Here is a 17,839-nt window from a genome sequence, read left to right as displayed (position 1 = left end):
GTGCCCTCACGTGGGGGAACTCGGGGCGCGCCCACGGACGAGCCCGATGTGCCCCATGGAGGTGTGATGGCCGCGAGCGCCCCGCAGTACCAGGACCGGATCGACGACCACGACGACCGTGACGACCACGACGACCAGTACGCGCCCATCGGCGGCTACGCCGTGCTCGTCGCCGCGTTCACCGCGGGCGCCGCGCTCTACGCCGGCGTCGCCCGGCGCCACGGCGTACGCCTGCCCAACGAGGTGCCGCCGTGGGACGTGGCCCTCCTGGGAACGGCGACCTACAAGGCGTCCCGGCTGCTGACCAGGGACAAGGTCACCAGCTTCCTCCGGGCGCCGTTCACCCGCCGCGCATCGGCCGCGCCGGCCGGTGAGGTACTGGACGAACCGAGGGGCACCGGCGTCCGGCGGGCCGTCGGGGACCTGGTGTCCTGCCCGTTCTGCACCTCGGTCTGGGTGGCGGGCGCGCTGGTGGGCTCCTACGCCTGGACTCCCCGGGGCACCCGCCTGGTCTGCGCGGGCCTCGGCGCCGTCACGCTGTCGGACTGGCTCCAGTACGCCTGGACGTGGACCCAGCAGACGGAGGAGGACTGAGCGCCGCCCCCCGAGTGGGGGGCCGGGCGCCGCGGTCCGACGCCGAAGAGGACCGGCCGGCCAGGCTCAGCGCCGCCGCCGTGGCCTCCTCGGCTCCGATGCGCAGCAACCGGGCGTCGGGGGCGTCGCCGTGCGGATCGCCCGGCGGCCCGGGTTTCCACAGGGCCAGGTGGCGGGCGGAGCGCGGCGGCCCCCACAGACGAGGCGACACCGGCCCGAACAGGGTCACCGACGGGGTGGCGTGGGCGACGGCGAGATGCGCGAGGCCGGTGTCGCCGCTGACGACGAGCGCCGCGCGCGCGACGAGCGCCGACAGCGCGCCGAACTCCAGCCCGCCGCTCAGCACGTCCCGCTCGGGCAGTCCGGCGCGGGCGGCGACCTCCTCCACCAGCGCGTCCTCCTTCGGTCCGCCGGTGACGACGACACGGTGGCCCGCGGCGCGCACGTCCCGAGCCAGCGCGGCGTACCGCTCGGCCGGCCAGCGACGGGAGGCGGCCTCCGCCCCGGGGTGCACGACGACGGCCCCCGGCGCCGGTGAGGCGGCGGCGGGGGCGGGCAGCCGTACGTCGTCGGGGTCGGCGGCGATGCCGTAGGCCGCCAGGAAGCGGCACCACCGGTCCCGTTCGTGCTCGTCGCGCAGCCACGGCGGGGGCGGCGGGTCGGGCTGGGCGAAGGCCAGCAGACGGCGGGGGGAGAGGGCGGCGAGCGCGTCGCGGCTGCGCGGTCCCCTGCCGTGCAGGTCGATCGCCAGGTCCGGCGGCGGGCCGCTCCAGTGGGTCAGCGACGGCACGCCCCGATTGCGGGCCTCGGCCGGCAGGACGGCGTCCACCGCGCCGGTGGCCAGCGCGGCCTCGGTGAGCGCGGGCGGGATCGCCAGCACCAGTCGGTGCCGGGGGAACGCCCGGCGCACCCCGCGCAGCGCCGGCACCCCGGCGAGCAGGTCGCCCAGGCCGAGCGCACGCAGCACCAGCAGCCGGGGCGTCACCCCCGCCCCCGAGCGCGTGCCGAGCCGTGGGCCGTGCGGCCCGGGCGCGGGGACAGCGCCGCCTTCTCCGCCAGGCCCGTCGTCGAGCGGCCGTCCAGGTAGGGGAACAGCACGACCTGCCCGCCCCAGCTCTCCACCAGCGCCGCCTCCGGCAGCCGTTCCAGGGCGTAGTCGCCGCCCTTCGCCCAGATGTGCGGGCGCAGCGCGCCGAGCAGCCGCTCCGGGGTGTCCTCGTCGAACACGGCGACCGCGTCGACGCACTCCAGGGCGCGCAGCACCCGCACCCGGTCCGCCACCGGCACGAGCGGCCGGCCGCCGCCCTTGCGGCGCCGCACGGAGGCGTCCGAGTTGACGCACACCACCAGGCAGTCGCCGGTGCGGCGCGCGGCCTGGAGCAGCGCGACGTGCCCGGCGTGCAGCAGGTCGAAGCAGCCGCCGGCGGCGACCACGGTCCCGCCCGCGGCCCGCACCCGGGCGGCGGTGCGCAGCGCGTCCTCGGTCGGCTCGCCGTCGCCCGCCGTGGACGCGGCCGGGGCCTCCGGTGCGAGGGAGCGGACGCCGCCCTCGGCGACGTAGCGGGTGGCGGCGTGCACGGCCTCCCGGACGGCGGTCTCCGTCAGCTCGCCGTCCGCGAGCAGCCCGGCGGCGGTCGCCGCGAAACGGTCGCCCGCACCGCAGGCGTCACCCTCGGCGGTCACCGGGGAGGGCACCAGCAGCGGTGTCCCGCCGTGCGACAGCAGCGCGCCCCGCCCGCCCAGCGTCACGGCCACGGACGCCGCCCGCCAGGACCGCACCAGCGTCCCGGCGTCCTGCGTCGCCGTCCTCAGGTCGTTGGCCTTCGCGGGCGCCTCGCCGCCCGCGAAGGCCCGGGCCTCACCCGCCGACGGTGTGACGAGCCGGGCCCCGGGCACCGGCGGTTCCCCGCGCGGGTGGGGGTCCCACACGACGGGCACCCGGGCGGCCGCCGCCGCGAGCTCCTCGCGCAGCGCCCCGGCGGTGCCCCGGCCGTAGTCGGCGACGAGGACGGCACCGGCCTCGGCGACGGCCCGCCGCGCCTCGCGCGTCGCCTCCCCGGCGCGGCCCTCGCCGTCGTCCAGGCGCAACAGCGGTGTGCCCTCCGCGAGGACCCGGGTCTTGCAGGACAGGGCACCCGTCAGGGGCAGCCGCACCAGCCGCACCCGCCCGCCCAGCAGCCGCATCAGACACGCGCTGGCCTCGTCGTCGCCGAGCGCGGTGACCAGTGTGACGGGTCTGCCGTCGGACGCGGCGAGGGCGGCGGCCAGCGCGGCCCCGCCCGGGCGGGAGATGCGCCGGGCCTCGCTGACGACCGGCACGGGCGCGTCGGGAGCCAGCCGCTCGGCGCGTCCGCACAGGTCGTGATCGAGCAGGGCGTCCCCCACGACGAGCAGCGGGGCCGGGGCACTCATACGCCGTCCTTCCCTCTCAGGGCCGTCCAGCCGTCCGCGCCGGCCGGCCGCCGCCGTCGTTCGATCGCCGCCCGGCGCTCGACGGCGAGGTCGAACGCCTCGCAGATCATGTGGACGGCCACCAGGTGCAGCTCCTGCACGGTGGCGTTGGTCGCCGCCTCCACGCACAGGGCCGCGTCCGCCGCGCCCTCCAGCGGATTGGGCGCCGGACCGGTCAGGGCCCAGACGGTCATCCCCAGCCGCCGCGCCTCGGTCGCCGCAACCCGCAGGTTCGCGCTCGCGCCGCTGGTCGACAGCAGCATCAGCACGTCCCGGGCCCGGCCGTGCGCGACGACCTGCCGGGCGAAGATCTCCTGCACGCCGTAGTCGTTGGCGATGGCGGTCGTGGAGGACGTGTCGGTGTGCAGCGCCAGCGCGGAGAACGGCGGCCGGTCGTCGCGGTAGCGGCCGACCAGCTCGGCGGTCAGGTGCTGGGCCTGCGCGGCGCTGCCGCCGTTGCCCGCGACCAGCAGCCGCGCGCCCGCGCCGAGCCGGTCGGCCAGGGCACCGCCCCACCGCTGGATCACGGGGGCGGCGTACTCGCGGAACCCCGTGAGCGCCTTCATCAGGTCGTCGCAGTGCGTGACGTCGGTGGCGAGCTTCATCGGACCACTCCCGAGAGCGAGGGGACGGAGGAGACGGCGCCGTAGACCCGGACCACGCCGTCGGCGACGCGGTCCCAGGTGTAGCGGGCGAGGACGCGGCGCCGGCCGGCGGCGCCGTACCGGGCGAGCCGGTCCGGGTCGTCCAGCAGTCGGCGGACGGTGTCGCTCAGGTCGTGGTCGTCGTCGGGCGGCACCAGCACACCGGTGACGTCGTCGACGACGGTGTCGAGCTGCCCGCCGACGGCACTGGCCACGACGGGCGCGCAGCAGGCCATGGCCTCCACCGGCACGATCCCGAACGGCTCGTAGCGGGGGAGGGACAGCACGAGGTCCGCGCCCGACATCAGTCGGGGCATCCGCGTCGGGCTCACCCCGCCCAGCAGCGTCACCCGGTCGGCCACCCCGCACTCCTCGGCCAGCGCGCACAGCCGTTCCGCCTCCGGCTCGGCCCCCAGCAGCGCCGGTTCGGGGCCGCCGGCGACGAGGAGTTCGGCGTCCGGGATGTCGGCCAGGGCGCGGATCGCCCGGTCGAAGCCCTTGCGGGGGACCAGCCGGCCGACCGACAGCAGTCGGCGCGGCGCGGCAGCGGGCCGCCGGGCACCGGCCACCGGGGCGAACAGCTGCGGGTCCACCCCGCAGGGCACCACCGAGATGCGCGCGCGGGGCAGTCCCATCGCGACGAGCTCGGTCACCTCGTCCTCGCAGGTCGCGATGATGCCGGCGCACTCCCGCCCGACGGCCGTCTCGATCGCGACGCGCTGCGGGGGACTGGTGTCGGCGGCGCCCTGGTAGCGCCGCTTCACCGTGCCGAGCGCGTGGTACGTCTGCACCACCGGGACGCCCAGCGCCCGCGCCCCGGCCACCGCCGCCATCCCGGACATCCAGAAGTGGGCGTGCACCACGTCGGGTGTCTGCGCCGCCCACGCGTGCGCCAGCCGGTCCCCGAACTCCGGTATGTACGGCAGGAGTTCGTCCTTCGGTACGGGAGCGGCGGGCCCGGCGGGCACATGGACCACCTTCACCCCGTCGGAGGTGGTGACCCGCTCCGGCAGCCGGGGGTCGTCGCGGCGTGTGTAGACGATCACCTCGTGCCCCCGGCGGGCCAGCTGTCCGGCGAGTCGGGCCACGTACACGTTCTGCCCGCCGGCGTCCGGGCCGCCGAGCTCGGCCAGCGGGCTGGCGTGCTCGGACACCATGGCGACGCGGGCGGTCGGGGCGTGGCTGGTGCTCATCGGGTGACCTCCTTGATCAGGCGCTCCCAGTCGTCCCGGAAACGCCGTTCTCCGTAGCGGGCCTGTGCCGCGGCCCGGGCGGCCTCCCCTGTCTGCCGGGCGTGCGCGGGGTCCGCCAGGAAGCGGCGGACGGCGTCCCGCAGCACGTCGGGCCGGTTGGAGACGACCCCCGCCTTCTCGGGCACGGCCTCCCGCACCTCGGTGGTGTCCAGCGCCACCACCGGCATCCCCAGGAACATGGCCTCCAGCAGGGACAGTCCGAGCGACGTCCACCGGACGGGATGCAGGTACAGGCGGCGGCGGGCCATCGCCGGATGCAGCTCGCCCTGGGGCAGGTCCCGGCTGCGGCAGCGGTCCTCCGGCACCCCGAGATGCCGCGCGAGCCCCTCCGTGCGCATCCCGAAGACGTCGAGCGGCACCGTGCGCGCGAACTCCGCCAGCAGGTCCGTGCCCGTCGTACGCCCGCGCCGCACCGGCTCGTTGACGACGACGGCGGCGCGGGCCTCCTCCCCGGTCCACAGGTGCCCGGGGTCGACGATCCCGTGCTCGATCACCGTGGTCGGGGCCCGGCCGTTGTCCCACATCAGCCGGTTGAAGTGGGTGACGTGCACAAGGGTGACGTCGGTCCGGCCGGCGAGCGGATGACGGGTGTCGACGGGTGACGCGTGCGGGCTGTTGTGCTCGACGTACACCGCGGGCACGTCGACACCGGGCCGCCGGCCCGTCCACTCCCGGGCCAGCTCCAGCTCGTGCGGACGCTGGAGCACGATGAGGTCGATGCCCGCCTCCCGCAGGCGGGCGGGGCTGACCTCCCGCACCGAGCGCGGCCACTCCCAGGTCCTGGCCCGGCCCAGCCCGTCGGGCCCGCGGCCGGGCGTCACCGGGACGAGGAAGGTGTACGGGCCCTGGACGAACGACGTCAGCCATGAGCCGTGCACATGCCAGACAAGGATGTTCATGCGCGCTCCTCGAGCAGTTTGTGCACCGCCCGCACCACGTCCTGGGCCGTGACCTCCTCCAGACACGGGTGACCGGGGACGGGACAGTGCCGGGCCCTGCTGTCCGCGCACGGAGCGAACGGGTCGCCGAGCACCACGCACGGCACGCCGTACGGCGCCCACCGCTCCGCCGGGACGACCGGCGCGAACAGCGACACGACCGGGGTGGCGACGGCGGCGGCCAGGTGGGCGGGCCCGGTGTTGCCGCACACCACGACGTCCGCCGCGCGCAGCACGCCCGCGAGGGTGCGCGGATCCGTCTGTCCGCCGAGGTCCACCGCCGTGCCCCCGCTCACCCGCCGGGTCAGGTCCGTCTCGCCGGGTCCGCCGGTGACGACCACCCGGTGACCGGCGTCCGCGAGCAGTTCCACGGCCTCGGCGCAGCGGCCGGGGCTCCAGGCGCGGGCGGGCGCGCTGGCCCCGGGATGGACGACGACGTACGGAGCGTCCCCGGTCAGCGCGACGGTGTCGGGCGGCGTCAGGACGCGCAGCCGGCCGTCGTCCCCCGGCGGCGGCAGGAAGCCCAGTGCGCCGGCGGTGTCGAGGGCCGCCTCCGCCTCGTGCCGGCCGGGCAGCCGCCGGTGCCGTACGTCGAGGAGGCTGCCCGGGTGGTCGGCGCTGTCGGCGCCGATCCGTGCGACGCCGGCCAGCCGCAGCAGCAGGGCCATGGGCAGGGGGCTCTGGTGGAACGAGGTGAGCACCAGCGCCACGTCGAACGCGCGCTCGCGCAGGCGCCGCACCAGGTCCTCCACGCCCGCCTCGGGGACCGAGGGCGGGTCCACGCCCTCCCAGGGCGCCGACCACACCATCACCTCGTCGGCCCCGGGCAGCAGCCGTGCCGCGGGCTCGCCGCGCGGGCCGCACAGCATCACCACCTGCGTGCTGTGCGCGGCGACCGCGCGGACGGCGGGCCCGGCGAGCAGTACGTCGCCGAAGCTGTCGAGCCGTACGACCAGCGCCTTCACAGGGCACCTCCTCGTGTCCGGGCCAGCACCATGCGCACCGCCGTCAGCAGGTCGGGCGCGACGGACGGCGCCGCCTCGACCTCCTCCGGCAGCGTCGCCGCCGTCGGCACCAGCACGCCCCGGGCACCCGCCGCGTGGGCCGCCAGGACGTCGGCGGCGATGTCGCCGATCACCACGCAGTCCCGCGGGTCGACGCCCAGCCGCCGGGCCGCCTCGACCACCAGGCCCGGCCGCGGTTTGCGGCAGGCGCAGCCGTCACCCGGCAGGTGCGGGCAGTGGACCCAGGTGCCGAGACCGCCGAGGAGGAGGTCCGCCCGCTCGTTGACCCGCCGCACGTCGGCGTCCGTCAGCAGCCCGCGCCCGATGCCCGACTGGTTGCTGACCACGCCGGTCGCGATGCCCTCCGCGCGCAGCAGCTCCAGCGCCTCGCGCGCACCGGGCACAGGGCGCACCCGCTCGGGGTCCCCGTTGTAGGGGACGTCCTCGAGGAGGGTGCCGTCCCGGTCGAAGAGGACGGCGGCGACGGACCGGCTCGGACGGGCGGCCCAGGGCCCGCGGCCCGCTGCGGATCGAGGGGATCCCGTGGCGGGGCGGGTCGGTCCGGCGGGACGCGTCGTGCGGCCCGGGGCGGGCTCGCCCCCGGCCGAGCCGTGCGGGGGCGCGGACGCCCGCCCGTCACGGCTCGCCGCGCGCTCGGGGCCGTGCGGGGCGGAGTGGCACGCGGGGCGGGTGGCGTGGGACGCCCCGGCACCACCATCGCCGACGCCGGAGGTGAGGTCGGTGGTGTGTCGGTTCACTGGGCGCTCCCTGAGGGTGCGGTCCGGGGGACGGTTGTTCGCCCCGGCCCCGCCCGGGACGCCGCGGGATGTCGCGGGACGGGCGGCCGTGTCGCGCCGCGGTGGCGGATCAGGCCGTCCAGCCAGTGGCGGACCGCGAGCGGCGGGATGACCACACTCGTGGCCGCCATGGTGACGATCTCCTCCGGGGTGCGCGGTCCCGGCCGGATGCGGGCCAGCGCGAACTCGGCCGTGCCCAGCGCCCACACGGTTCCGGCGACGGCGCCGGCCCGCCACCGGCCGGCCGACGCGCACCCGCAGGCGACGAGGGCGGCGGCGGTCACCACCAGGTGCCGGGGGAGCCGCCCGCGCGGCGCACGGGCACGGGACCACCAGTCACGGCCGTGCAGCCGGGTCATCAGGACGTCGTCCGCGTTGCCGCGCTGCGCCCGCACCGACGACCAGCGGTCCGCCGGGCGCACCGGGTGCCGGGTGACGCGCCGGCCGCGCCGCAGTGACCACCCGGCCTCCAGCACCCGCAGCGCCAGGTCGGCGTCCTCCCGGAAGGCCCTCCGGAACCGCTCGTCGAAGCCCCGCACCTGCGCCAGCGCGGCCGTCCGGTAGGCCATGTCGGCCGTGGCCCACGCGGCGTCCTCCAGCCCGGCGGTGCCCCGCTCCCAGTCGGTGGGTCTGCGGTCCCCGGGCAGCGGCACGGTCAGCCGGCCCTGGATGCCGCCGGTCGCCGCGTCGGCCGCCGCGAGGTCGTCGGCGAGGCGGCGCGACCAGTCCGGCAGCACCCGCACGTCGTCGTCGAGGAAGACGGTCCACGGCGTGGCGACCGTGCGCCAGCCGGCGTTGCGGGCGGCCGCCGGGCCCCGCCCCCCGGTGCTCAGGGTGCGGACCCGCCCGCGCAGCCCACCGGCCGCCTCCAGGGGCAGGTCACCGGCGGGGCCGGGCCGGTCGTCGACCACGACGACCTCCTCGGGCGGATGACCGGCGGCCGCGGCGAGCGCGCGCAGACAGTCGGCGAGGCAGGGCCGTCCGATCGTCGGGACGACGACCGAGTAGGCGGGGGCTTCCGGTGCGGTCGCGCCTGCGGACAGGGTCGAGGCGTCGGGCACGACGGGCTTCCGGTCCCTCATGCGAACACCTTCTTCCGCCGGATCGCGAACGGACCGAGGGCGAGCAGGTCCACGGGCGCCGAGCCGAAGCACTCCAGGGCGTCGCGCGGGTCGTCGACCATCGGCCGGCCGGCCGTGTTGAGGCTGGTGTTCACCACCACCGGCAGTCCGGTGCGCCGCTCGAAACCGTCGATCATGCGGGCCACCAGCGGCTCGTCCGCCCGGTCGACCGTCTGGATCCGCGCCGTGCCGTCCACATGGACGACGGCCGGGATCCGGGCCCGCCAGTCGGCGGCGACCTCGTGCACGAACAGCATGTACGGGCTGGGCAGCGGCCCGTCGAACAGCTCCGCCGCCCGCTCCGCCAGGACCATGGGGGCGACCGGCCGGAACTCCTCCCGCCCCTTCACCGCGTTGAGCCGCTCCAGGTTCTCGGCCCGCCCCGGGTGCGCGAGCAGCGAGCGGTGTCCGAGCGCGCGCGGACCGTACTCGCTGCGCCCCTGGAACCAGGCCACGACACCGTCCCGGGCGAGTTCCTCGGCGACCGCCTCCGCGATGTCCTCGGGCTCCTCGTAGGGGACGGCCGCCCGCTCCAGCCACGCCCGCAGTTCGGCGTCGCTCCAGCCGCGGCCCAGCGCCGCGGTCGGCATGGCCTCCACGGCCTCCTTCTGGTGGGCGACGTGCAGGGCCGCGCCCAGGGCCGTTCCCGCGTCGCCGGCCGCCGGCTGCACCCAGACGTGCCGGAACGGCCCTTCCCTGTACAGCCGGGTGTTGGCCACGCAGTTGAGCGCCACCCCTCCGGCCAGCGTCAGCACGTCCTCGCCGGTGCGCTCGTGCAGCCACCGCACCAGCCCGAGCAGCACCTCCTCCAGACAGGCCTGCGCACTCGCCGCCACGTCGGCGTGGTCCTGCGTCCAGGGGGTGCCCGGGGGACGCGGCGGTACCAGCGAGGACCAGGGGACGGGACGGGCACGGAACCCTCCCTCACCGTCCGGCCGGACGAACTCGCGCAGCCGGTCGAGGTGACGCGGCTCGCCGTAGGAGGCGAGGGCCATCACCTTGAACTCGTCGCTGCTGCGCAGGAAGCCCAGATGCTGGGTGAGGTCCTCGTAGAACAGGCCCATCGAGTCGGGCAGCGCCTGCGAGCCCAGTACGGTCAGTTCCCGGTTGGCGTACCGGCCGGCCAGATGCGAACCGCACTCCCCGCGCCCGTCGAGCACCAGGACCGCGCAGTCGGGGTAGGGCGAGGCCTGTCCGGCCGAGGCGGCGTGGGCGACGTGGTGGGCGACGAAGCGGACCTTGGCCGGGTCGAGCCCCGGCAGGGCCTCGGCCAGGAACTCGGGGGCACGGCGCGCGTACTCCTGCCGCAGCCGGTCCCAGGGGTCGTTCAGCCCCAACTGTTCGGCCGGGCGGGCGAGTTCGGGATCGTACGAGTAGGCGACCGCGTCCAGTTCGGAGGGGGCGAGGCCGGCCCGGTCCAGGCACCAGCGGGCGGACAGTTCGGGCAGTTCCCAGGCGGAGAAGGGGACGGGGCGCTTGCCGTGCTTACGACGGCTGAAGCGCTCCTCCTCCGTCGCCGCCACGATCTGGCCGTCCACCACCAGGGCGGCGGCGGGGTCGTGGAAGAGGGCGTTGATTCCCAGGACGCGCATACGGTGCCTCCGAGGTCGGTGGCGAGGGAAGAGGGAAGGGGAGGAGAGGGGCGAGGGGGAGGAGAGGAGGGAGGGGGAAGAGGGTGGGTCGCGGCGCCTCAGATCTGTGGCGCGGGCTCCCGTGCCGGCTGCGCGGAGGCGAAGTAGGCGATCGTGTGTTTGATGCCTTCCCCCCAGGTCACCCTGGGTGCCCAGCCGAGCAGCTGGCGGGCGAGCGCGGTGTCCGGGCGGCGGCGCTGCGGATCGTCGACGGGGCGGTCGACGAACTCGATGCGCGAGGAGGACCCGGTCAGCTCCACCACCCGGCGGGCGATGTCGCGGACGGACACCTCCTCGCTGCCGCCGATGTTCACCGGCCGCACCGAATGGCTGCCGGCGACCAGCAGCACCCCGTCGATCGTGTCGTCCACGTAGCACAGCGACCGGGTCTGACTGCCGTCGCCCGCCACCGTCAGCGGCTCGCCGGCCAGCGCCTGGCAGACGAAGGTGGGGACCACCCGGCCGTCGTGGGCCCGCATCCGGGGGCCGTAGGTGTTGAACAGCCGGACGATGCCCGCGTCGGCGCCCCGGACCCGCACATGGGCGGTGACCAGCGCCTCCGCGAACCGTTTGGCCTCGTCGTACACACTGCGCGGGCCGACGGGATTGACGTTGCCCCAGTAGTCCTCGCGCTGCGGGTGCTGGAGCGGATCGCCGTACACCTCAGACGTCGAGGCGAGCAGGAACCGCGCCCCGTCGCGCTCCGCCACCGCCAGCATCGCGCGGGTGCCGAGGCTGCCCGCGTCCAGGGTCTCCAGGGGATGCCGCAGGTAGTCGGCGGGGGAGGCGGGACAGGCGAAGTGCAGGACCAGGTCGTACGGCCCCGTCAGACGGTGCACGCACTCCGGGCCGGAGACGTCGCACTCCACGAACCGAAAACCCGGGACGCCCTCCAGATGGGCGACATTGGCACGTGAACCCGACAGCAGGTTGTCCGCGCAGTCGACTTCGGCACCTGAACTCAGCAGGCGCTCGCACAGATGGCTGCCGAGGAAACCGGCGCCGCCGGTCACCAGGGCGCGACGCCACGGCAGGCGAGGGGTCGGTTCAGTCATGGCACTTCCTTCAGCCGCACGCGGAGGCGCTGAAAGAGCCGGGCGCTCGGGGTCCGGCGCGGCATGGGGGGTCGAAGACAGTGCGGCAACGGGCACTCGCGGACCGTGCCGTACGACGGCACCGCCCTGGCCGGCCGCCGTGTTCCCGACGGCACTGGCACTGCGTTCCCGGACCAGTAGCTTTCACACGTTGATCCCCATTGTGCGGAAGCAGTGACTCCGGCGCGACTCATGCCGGACGGGCGGCGGCCGGGCCCCCTCGCCGAGGGGCGGTGTCGAGCCGTCCCGGCGGGGCACTCGGGGCCACGTGACGGGTCCGCCCGGGAGCCGTCCGTCGAGGCCGGAGGTGAAGGACATGGGTCATGGTGGGAACGTGATCGACGAACTGGTGACCGACCATCGAGAAGTCGAGGAGCTCTTCGGCCGGATCGAGGCGCTGCCGTCCGGTCACAAGGACCGCAAGCTGTACGCCGACCAGGTCACGATGGAACTCGTACGGCACTCGGTGGCCGAGGAGGCGTACCTGTATCCCGCCGTGCGCGAGCACGTGGCCGGCGGGGACGCCCTCGCGGACAAGGAGCTCGAGGACCACGCCAAGGCCGAGCAGCTCATGAAGGACCTGGAGGGCTGCGAGCCCGGCGACGCCGAGTTCGACCGGCTCATGGGCATGCTGATGAGCGAGATCCGCGAGCACGTGGCCGACGAGGAGCACAACCTCTTCCCGAGGCTGCGCGCCGCCTGTCCGCCGGACGCCCTCGACCAGCTCGGCGACAAGGTCCGCCAGGCGAAGAAGACGGCGCCCACGCGTCCGCACCCGTCCGCCCCGGACAAGCCGCCGGCCAACAAGCTGCTGGCACCGGGCGCCGGCCTGGTCGACCGGCTGCGGGACGCGCTGAGCGGACGCGGCAAGGAGAGCTGAGCAGCCGGCCCCCGCCGCCCCCACGGGTCCGTCGCCTTCCGGCGACGGACCCGTTCGCATGCCCCGGCCTGGATCGCGCCCACGTCTGTGCCCCCGGGCGCGGGTCCGGCGCGGGCGTCCTGTGGAGGTCCGGGTGCGTTCTGCGGAGGTCCGGTCAGGGTGCGTTCTGCGGAGGTCCGGGTGGTGCGGGTCCCGCGTCCTGTGGAAGCCCCGGCCGTGCCGGTCCCGCGTCCGGTGAAGGCCCGCGTCCCGCACCCGGCGCCCCGCGTCTGTGACGGCCCGCGCATGTCGGTGTGTCCCCGGGTGCGCCTGTGCGCGCCGTCACGTCGACGAGGCTCCGTGAGCGCGGGAACGAGCCTGTGAGCAAGCACACTGGACCCGCCAAGTACCCGTCGACCGGGCCCCTTTGGGAGTTTCGGCGCCCGGATGCCGGGCGCTCCGCCCCCGCTTCCCCCCACCCCGTCTGTCACGATGGTCCGCGCCGTGACCGAAAGGTGGAGCGGCCGCGCAGCGCAGCCGGCGTTCCCCGGTTCCGCCGACCCCTCCGACTGCCCCCGCTCGCCCCTCGGGTACCGCACTGTGTCTTTCCTCCCGGCCTCCGCGCCTCCCCCTGCCCCGCAGCACCCCGCATCCGCCGCCTCCGGGCCGGCGTCACGCTCTCCGTGGCGCTCCCTGAGGTACCGCAGCATGCGCTGGTGGTCGGTGGCGAACTTCCTGTCCAACGCCGGCACCTGGATGCAGCTCACGGTCCAGAACCTGCTGGTCCTGCAGATCACCGGCTCCGCCGCCGCGACCGGCCTGTCCATGTCGGTCCAGGCCGCCCCCGCCCTGTTCATGAGCCTGCTCGGCGGCGCCGTCGTCGACCGCTGGCCGCGCAAGGTGACGGCGGCCGTCAGCCAGGCCCTGCTGGGCGCGGTCGCCTTCACCACGGCCGTGCTCGTGGCGCTGGACCGGCTCGACATGACGTCCCTGATGGTGCTGGCCGCCGTTACCGGCGTGATCGCCACCGTCGACGGACCCGCCTGCGCGCTGCTGGGCAACGACCTCGTCCCCCCGGAGGACGTGCCCTCCGCCATCGGCGTGGGTTCGCTGGTCCACAACGCCGGCCGGCTCGCGGGCGCGGCGCTCGCGGGAGTCACGGTGGGCTTCCTCGGCACGGCCTCCGCGTACGCGGCGAACGGGCTGTCGTTCCTCTTCGTGACCCTGGTGATCCCCTTCCTGCGTCCGGCGCCCGGCGCGGTCCCGGCCGCGGTCGCCGCCGGCGGTGTCCCGGGGCCGCGCATCCCGCGCCGGCGACAGGGGGAGGGGCGGCGCGACAGCCGTGCCGACCTGACCGTGCGGGAGGGGCTGGTCTTCTTCGTGCGACGGCCCCGCCTGGTCGCGCTCGCCGGCATCACCGGGATCAGCGCGGTCTTCGGCCGCAACTACGGGCTGACCCTCGCCGTGCTCGTCACCGGGCCCCTCGCGGGCGGTCCGGGGGCCTTCGGCACGGTCTCCACGGTCCTCGCCGTCGGCGGCATCGTCGGCGCGGTCCTCGGCGCGCGCCTGCGCCGTCCCTCGGTCCGGCTCGTCGGCGTGCTCGCGGCGGCCGGAGCGCTGCTGCAGGTGGCGGCCGCGCTGTCGCCGTCCCTCGCGGTCCTGCTGGTCCTCGTCCTGCCCATGGCGGTGGTGGAGTCCGTCTCCGACACCGCCGGCACGTCCGTCCTGCAGACCGACCCGCCCGCCCATCTGCGCGGACGCGTCCTCGGCGTCTGGAGCAGCATCGGCACGGTCTGGAGCCTGGGCGGCCCGCCGGCCCTGGGCCTGCTCATGGAACTCGCCGGCGCCCGCGGCGCGCTCGTCACCGGCGGCCTGCTCATCGCGATCACGATCGGCGCGGGCCTCACCTTCCGCACCCGCCGCACCCCCCGCCCGGTGCCCCTGCCCACCCAGCCGGGCGAGGAACTCCCGGGACGGGCGGCACTGGAGACGGCTGCCTGAGGGGGTGTGCAGTCCGGGGTGCTGCCGGCCCGGGGTTCCACGGCTCGGGGCCGCCTGCACGGCAGCGGGCCCCCGTGGGGGCGGCCCCGGGGAGGCGGACGCTCCGGAGTGTGGCCGGCCCCCGGGGCGGAGCCTCGGCGCACGGGCCGGCGGACGGGCGCGAGTCCGGGGACAGGCGCTCGACCGCCCTTGAAGCTCTGAGAAGTCCTTGCACTACGCCCGCCTGGGCCGCGTGGCCTGGTACCGCACTGCGCAAGGCGCCGGACCACGCGGCCTGATCAGGCGCTCATGGTGCACGGACCCCTCAGGCGACGAGCGCCTCGTCCGGCCCCAGGCGTTCCAGCAGCTGGGCGTGGTGCAGGCGGGCGACGGGGGCCAGGAGGTCGGGGTGGCGCAGAAGGGCGGCCGCCCGGCGGTCGCGGTCGTCGGGGGCGAGCAGGCGCCGGAACTCCAGCGGCAGGCCCGTCGTGTGGTCGTCGCCGTCGAGTCCGGCGACCGCCTGCGCGGCCAGCTCCGGGTCGGTGAGCAGACAGGCCGCCCAGCTGGCCACGACCTCGTCGACCCAGCTGCGCCAGGCGTCGTCCTCCGCCCCCTCGGTGCCGTCCGCGCCACTGACCCAGTCCAGCCTGGCCGAGCCACCGGGCCCGGACACGCCGACCAGGGCCGCGTCCATCAGCGTCGGATACCGCAGCCACGCCGCGACGGTCACCGCCTGACGGGCCTGGACCTCGCACAACGCCGAGGCCAGCGCCCCGCCGGACGCCGGATAGGCACGCGTCAGCCACTGGGCGGTCGCCGCGATGATCGGGGAGAGGTCTGCGCGCACTGAAGGCCGTCCGAGCTGCGTACGGGGAAACAGGGAGTTCCGGAAACGGTAGCCCGCGCGCCCTACGTGACGACATGCCCGGACACCGGCTGCCGGCGTGGCCTCGGCCACACCCGCCCCCAGGCGCCGCTCACGCCTCCCGTACCGCCCGGGCGCACCGCGCGGCCAGCCTGCGCAGCGACTCGGCGAGTTCCGGCGGGCCCTGGACGAGGGTGAAATCGGCGTCGACGGAGGTGATCATCCAGGCCAGGTCACGCGGCGTGTCCGAGCCGAGGTGCAGCAGGCAGCTGCGGTCGTCGACCGGCTCGAGGACCCCCATGCCGGGCCACACCCGGTCGGCGACGGCCACGGCCGGCTCGTGCAGCGTGACGGTCGCCCGGAAGGGCCACGTCCGCGACGACAGCCGGTGGGCCACGTACGTCGCCGCGTCCCCGTCGGGCAGCTCACGCGGCGTGAACCGCGGCCCCGTGGGCACCCGCGGGGTGAGCCGGTCGACGCGGAAGGTCCGCCAGTCCGCACGGTCGGTGTCCCAGGCCACCAGATACCAGCGGCGGTCGAAACTGACGAGCGAGTGCGGCTCGACCGACCGCACCGTGCGCCCCGAACCCCGCGCGCCGCCCTCGCGGGAGTTGTCGTAGTCGAAGCGCAGCCGCTCGCGCCGTCGGCAGGCCTCGGCGACGGCCATGAGCGTGTCGGCCGCGACCCTGGGTCCGGGCGCGGAACCGGCCCGGACGGTGGCGGAGTGCAGGGTGGTGACCCGGTGCCGCAGCCGGGCGGGCAACACCTGCTCCAGCTTGCCCAGGGCGCGCAGCGACGCCTCCTCGATGCCGGCCACCGTGCCGTCGGCGGCGGTGCGCAGCCCGACCACGACGGCGACCGCCTCCTCGTCGTCCAGCAGCAGCGGCGGGAGACTCGCCCCCGCGCCCAGCCGGTAGCCGGCCGCGCCCCGGGTGGCCTGCACCGGATAGCCGAGCGCGCGCAGCCGCTCCACGTCGCGGCGCAGCGTCCGCCGGCCGACGCCGAGGCGCTCGGCGAGTTCGGCGCCGGACCGGTCGCCGTGGGTCTGCAACAGGGCGAGCAGCTTCAGCAGCCGCGCGGAGGTCTCCACCATGCCGACCAGACTGCCGCAGAGTTAGGACCGGAACTGACCCAACCGGTCCGTAGCGTCACCACCATGAACGGAACGACATCCGAGACCACCGCCGTGACCCCCGACGCCCACGCCGATGCCGAGGCCGTCCTTCGTCCCTTCCGCATCCACGTCCCCGAGGAGCGGCTCGACGACCTCCACGCCCGCATCGCCGCGACCCGCTGGCCGGACGAGCTGCCCGGCGTCGGCTGGAGCCGCGGCGTGCCCGTGGCCTATATGAAGGAGCTGGCCACGCACTGGCGGACCGCCTACGACTGGCGGGCCCGGGAGGCGGAACTCAACGAGTACCCCCAGTTCACGACCACCGTCGACGGCCAGAACGTCCACTTCCTCCACGTACGCTCACCCGAGCCGGACGCGACCCCGCTGATGCTGCTGCACGGTTGGCCGGGCTCGTTCGTGGACTTCCTCGACGTCATCGGCCCGCTGTCCGACCCCCGCGCCCACGGCGGCGACCCGGCCGACGCCTTCCACCTGGTCGTCCCCTCCCTGCCGGGGTTCTGCTTCTCCACGCCGCTGGCCGGGCCCGGCATGAACGCGGCCCGCACGGCCGGCGTGCTCGACCGGCTCATGTCCCGCCTGGGCTACGACCGCTACGGCGTGCAGGGCTACGACACCGGTTCATGGGTGGCCCCCGAGATGGGCCGGCAGGCCCCGGACCGCGTCCTGGGCGTCCACGTCAACGGCATGATCACCTTTCCCGTGGCGGACGGCGACACGGACGGACTCTCCGAGGCCGACCAGCGCCGCAGGCAGGCGATGGAGAACGTCAACGACGGCTACCTCCAGTGCAACTCCAAACGCCCGCAGACGGTCGGATACGCCCTCACCGATTCGCCCGTCGGGCAACTCGCCTGGATCGTGGAGAAGTTCAAGGAACTCACCGACCCGGAGGACGGACTTCCCGAGGACAGCGTCAGCCGGGACCGGATCCTGACCGGCGTGTCGCTGTACTGGTTCACCGGCACCGCGGCCTCCGCCGCGCAGATCTACTACGAGGAGATCTCGGCGAACTCGTGGGGCGACGCGTCGGACTCCTGGGACGACGCCTCGTGGGATCAGGACGGGGACGCACAGGGCTGGGACGCCGGCCCGGAGAGCCCCCGGGTCCCCACCGCCGTCCTGCTCTCCACCCGCGACGTCACCGTCCGCCGCTGGGCCGAACGCGACCACGACGTCGTCCGCTGGACCGAACTCGACCGCGGCGGCCACTTCCTCTCCCTGGAGGCCCCCGACCTGCTCGTCGACGACGTCCGCGCCTTCTTCGGGAAGGACTGCGTCCGGGAGCGCGCCGCCGGCCCGACGGCTCGGACCGTCCGGCCCTGAGTGCTGAGCGCCCTTCGGAGCTCACCAGACGGCTCTCCGCCGGTGCCGGGGCTCCCGTCGCCGGCGGGCCGCGCGAGCGGGCAGGTCGGGGTCCGGCGCGGCGAAGCCGGCGTCCGTTCCCGCCTCGTCGAGCGCTGCGCTCTCGGCGCC

16 protein-coding genes are annotated in these 17,839 nt (G+C 75.8%); 4 read left to right on the top strand and 12 right to left on the bottom strand.

Annotation, left to right across the window (positions count from 1 at the left end; all coding sequences use genetic code 11):
- The first annotated feature begins 66 nt into the window (after positions 1-66).
- The gene (locus ACZ4YY_RS18525) at positions 67-594 is read left to right on the top strand and encodes a DUF1360 domain-containing protein (RefSeq protein WP_468290825.1); all 528 of its coding nucleotides are present in this window, start codon (positions 67-69) and stop codon (positions 592-594) included.
- Here ACZ4YY_RS18525 and ACZ4YY_RS18520 read toward each other — a convergent pair.
- The 10 genes from ACZ4YY_RS18520 to ACZ4YY_RS18475 all read right to left on the bottom strand — a co-directional run bounded on the left by ACZ4YY_RS18520 (position 533) and on the right by ACZ4YY_RS18475 (position 11,488).
- Positions 533-1,579: a glycosyltransferase family 9 protein gene (locus tag ACZ4YY_RS18520; protein WP_468290822.1), complete on the bottom strand. Its 1,047-nt coding sequence runs from the start codon at positions 1,577-1,579 to the stop codon at positions 533-535. The genes ACZ4YY_RS18525 and ACZ4YY_RS18520 overlap by 62 nt on opposite strands.
- Entirely contained in the window at positions 1,576-3,006 is a 1,431-nt protein-coding gene (gene rfaE2, locus ACZ4YY_RS18515) for a D-glycero-beta-D-manno-heptose 1-phosphate adenylyltransferase (protein ID WP_468290819.1), read from the bottom strand. Before rfaE2 ends, ACZ4YY_RS18520 begins: the two co-directional genes overlap by 4 nt.
- On the bottom strand, positions 3,003-3,650 hold the full coding sequence (locus ACZ4YY_RS18510) for a D-sedoheptulose-7-phosphate isomerase (RefSeq protein ID WP_468290816.1): 648 nt from the start codon (positions 3,648-3,650) through the stop codon (positions 3,003-3,005). Before ACZ4YY_RS18510 ends, rfaE2 begins: the two co-directional genes overlap by 4 nt.
- The gene (locus ACZ4YY_RS18505) at positions 3,647-4,882 is read right to left on the bottom strand and encodes a glycosyltransferase (protein WP_468290813.1); all 1,236 of its coding nucleotides are present in this window, start codon (positions 4,880-4,882) and stop codon (positions 3,647-3,649) included. The genes ACZ4YY_RS18510 and ACZ4YY_RS18505 overlap by 4 nt, the downstream gene beginning before the upstream one ends.
- Complete coding sequence (locus tag ACZ4YY_RS18500; protein ID WP_468290810.1) at positions 4,879-5,841, bottom strand: glycosyltransferase; 963 nt, start codon at positions 5,839-5,841, stop codon at positions 4,879-4,881. Before ACZ4YY_RS18500 ends, ACZ4YY_RS18505 begins: the two co-directional genes overlap by 4 nt.
- Positions 5,838-6,845 (bottom strand): glycosyltransferase family 9 protein, encoded by a 1,008-nt coding sequence (locus tag ACZ4YY_RS18495; RefSeq protein ID WP_468290807.1) that lies wholly within the window; start codon positions 6,843-6,845, stop codon positions 5,838-5,840. Before ACZ4YY_RS18495 ends, ACZ4YY_RS18500 begins: the two co-directional genes overlap by 4 nt.
- On the bottom strand, positions 6,842-7,642 hold the full coding sequence (locus tag ACZ4YY_RS18490) for a D-glycero-alpha-D-manno-heptose-1,7-bisphosphate 7-phosphatase (protein ID WP_468290804.1): 801 nt from the start codon (positions 7,640-7,642) through the stop codon (positions 6,842-6,844). Before ACZ4YY_RS18490 ends, ACZ4YY_RS18495 begins: the two co-directional genes overlap by 4 nt.
- Complete coding sequence (locus ACZ4YY_RS18485) at positions 7,639-8,763, bottom strand: glycosyltransferase family 2 protein (RefSeq protein WP_468290801.1); 1,125 nt, start codon at positions 8,761-8,763, stop codon at positions 7,639-7,641. Before ACZ4YY_RS18485 ends, ACZ4YY_RS18490 begins: the two co-directional genes overlap by 4 nt.
- Positions 8,760-10,394, bottom strand: a complete 1,635-nt coding sequence (locus ACZ4YY_RS18480) for a carbamoyltransferase family protein (protein WP_468290798.1) — start codon at positions 10,392-10,394, stop codon at positions 8,760-8,762. Before ACZ4YY_RS18480 ends, ACZ4YY_RS18485 begins: the two co-directional genes overlap by 4 nt.
- Positions 10,395-10,492: 98 nt before the next feature.
- Positions 10,493-11,488, bottom strand: a complete 996-nt coding sequence (locus ACZ4YY_RS18475) for an NAD-dependent epimerase/dehydratase family protein (RefSeq protein WP_468290795.1) — start codon at positions 11,486-11,488, stop codon at positions 10,493-10,495.
- A gap of 355 nt (positions 11,489-11,843) precedes the next feature.
- On the opposite strand from ACZ4YY_RS18475, the gene ACZ4YY_RS18470 reads away from it, so the two are divergent.
- Positions 11,844-12,407: a hemerythrin domain-containing protein gene (locus ACZ4YY_RS18470; protein ID WP_468290792.1), complete on the top strand. Its 564-nt coding sequence runs from the start codon at positions 11,844-11,846 to the stop codon at positions 12,405-12,407.
- 687 nt (positions 12,408-13,094) lie between these two features.
- A complete protein-coding gene (locus ACZ4YY_RS18465; protein WP_468290789.1) occupies positions 13,095-14,387 on the top strand; it encodes an MFS transporter in 1,293 nt (430 codons plus the stop codon).
- Between the two features lie 304 nt (positions 14,388-14,691).
- Here the strand turns inward: ACZ4YY_RS18465 and ACZ4YY_RS18460 are convergent, their stop codons facing one another.
- Together ACZ4YY_RS18460 and ACZ4YY_RS18455 are read right to left on the bottom strand one after the other, a co-directional pair.
- Entirely contained in the window at positions 14,692-15,213 is a 522-nt protein-coding gene (locus ACZ4YY_RS18460; RefSeq protein WP_468290786.1) for a hypothetical protein, read from the bottom strand.
- A gap of 130 nt (positions 15,214-15,343) precedes the next feature.
- Complete coding sequence (locus ACZ4YY_RS18455) at positions 15,344-16,324, bottom strand: helix-turn-helix transcriptional regulator (RefSeq protein WP_468290783.1); 981 nt, start codon at positions 16,322-16,324, stop codon at positions 15,344-15,346.
- Positions 16,325-16,387: 63 nt separating this feature from the next.
- Between ACZ4YY_RS18455 and ACZ4YY_RS18450 the strand changes: the two genes are divergently transcribed.
- The gene (locus ACZ4YY_RS18450) at positions 16,388-17,689 is read left to right on the top strand and encodes an epoxide hydrolase family protein (RefSeq protein ID WP_468290780.1); all 1,302 of its coding nucleotides are present in this window, start codon (positions 16,388-16,390) and stop codon (positions 17,687-17,689) included.
- The last annotated feature ends 150 nt before the right edge of the window (positions 17,690-17,839 follow it).

The organism is Streptomyces sp. NPDC030143, assembly GCF_055573695.1.
Note: the sequence above shows the minus strand (reverse complement) of the source record. Positions and strands in the feature narration are given on the sequence as shown.

Excerpts from the sequence above, each read along its gene's own strand:
- ACZ4YY_RS18510 (WP_468290816.1), bottom strand. The coding sequence starts at position 3,650 with ATGAAGCTCGCCACCGACGTCACGCACTGCGACGACCTGATGAAGGCG.
- ACZ4YY_RS18470 (WP_468290792.1), top strand. The coding sequence starts at position 11,844 with ATGGGTCATGGTGGGAACGTGATCGACGAACTGGTGACCGACCATCGA.
- rfaE2 (WP_468290819.1), bottom strand. The coding sequence starts at position 3,006 with ATGAGTGCCCCGGCCCCGCTGCTCGTCGTGGGGGACGCCCTGCTCGAT.
- ACZ4YY_RS18455 (WP_468290783.1), bottom strand. The coding sequence starts at position 16,324 with ATGGTGGAGACCTCCGCGCGGCTGCTGAAGCTGCTCGCCCTGTTGCAG.
- ACZ4YY_RS18465 (WP_468290789.1), top strand. The coding sequence starts at position 13,095 with ATGCGCTGGTGGTCGGTGGCGAACTTCCTGTCCAACGCCGGCACCTGG.
- ACZ4YY_RS18485 (WP_468290801.1), bottom strand. The coding sequence starts at position 8,763 with ATGAGGGACCGGAAGCCCGTCGTGCCCGACGCCTCGACCCTGTCCGCA.
- ACZ4YY_RS18450 (WP_468290780.1), top strand. The coding sequence starts at position 16,388 with ATGAACGGAACGACATCCGAGACCACCGCCGTGACCCCCGACGCCCAC.
- ACZ4YY_RS18505 (WP_468290813.1), bottom strand. The coding sequence starts at position 4,882 with ATGAGCACCAGCCACGCCCCGACCGCCCGCGTCGCCATGGTGTCCGAG.
- ACZ4YY_RS18475 (WP_468290795.1), bottom strand. The coding sequence starts at position 11,488 with ATGACTGAACCGACCCCTCGCCTGCCGTGGCGTCGCGCCCTGGTGACC.
- ACZ4YY_RS18480 (WP_468290798.1), bottom strand. The coding sequence starts at position 10,394 with ATGCGCGTCCTGGGAATCAACGCCCTCTTCCACGACCCCGCCGCCGCC.
- ACZ4YY_RS18525 (WP_468290825.1), top strand. The coding sequence starts at position 67 with ATGGCCGCGAGCGCCCCGCAGTACCAGGACCGGATCGACGACCACGAC.
- ACZ4YY_RS18500 (WP_468290810.1), bottom strand. The coding sequence starts at position 5,841 with ATGAACATCCTTGTCTGGCATGTGCACGGCTCATGGCTGACGTCGTTC.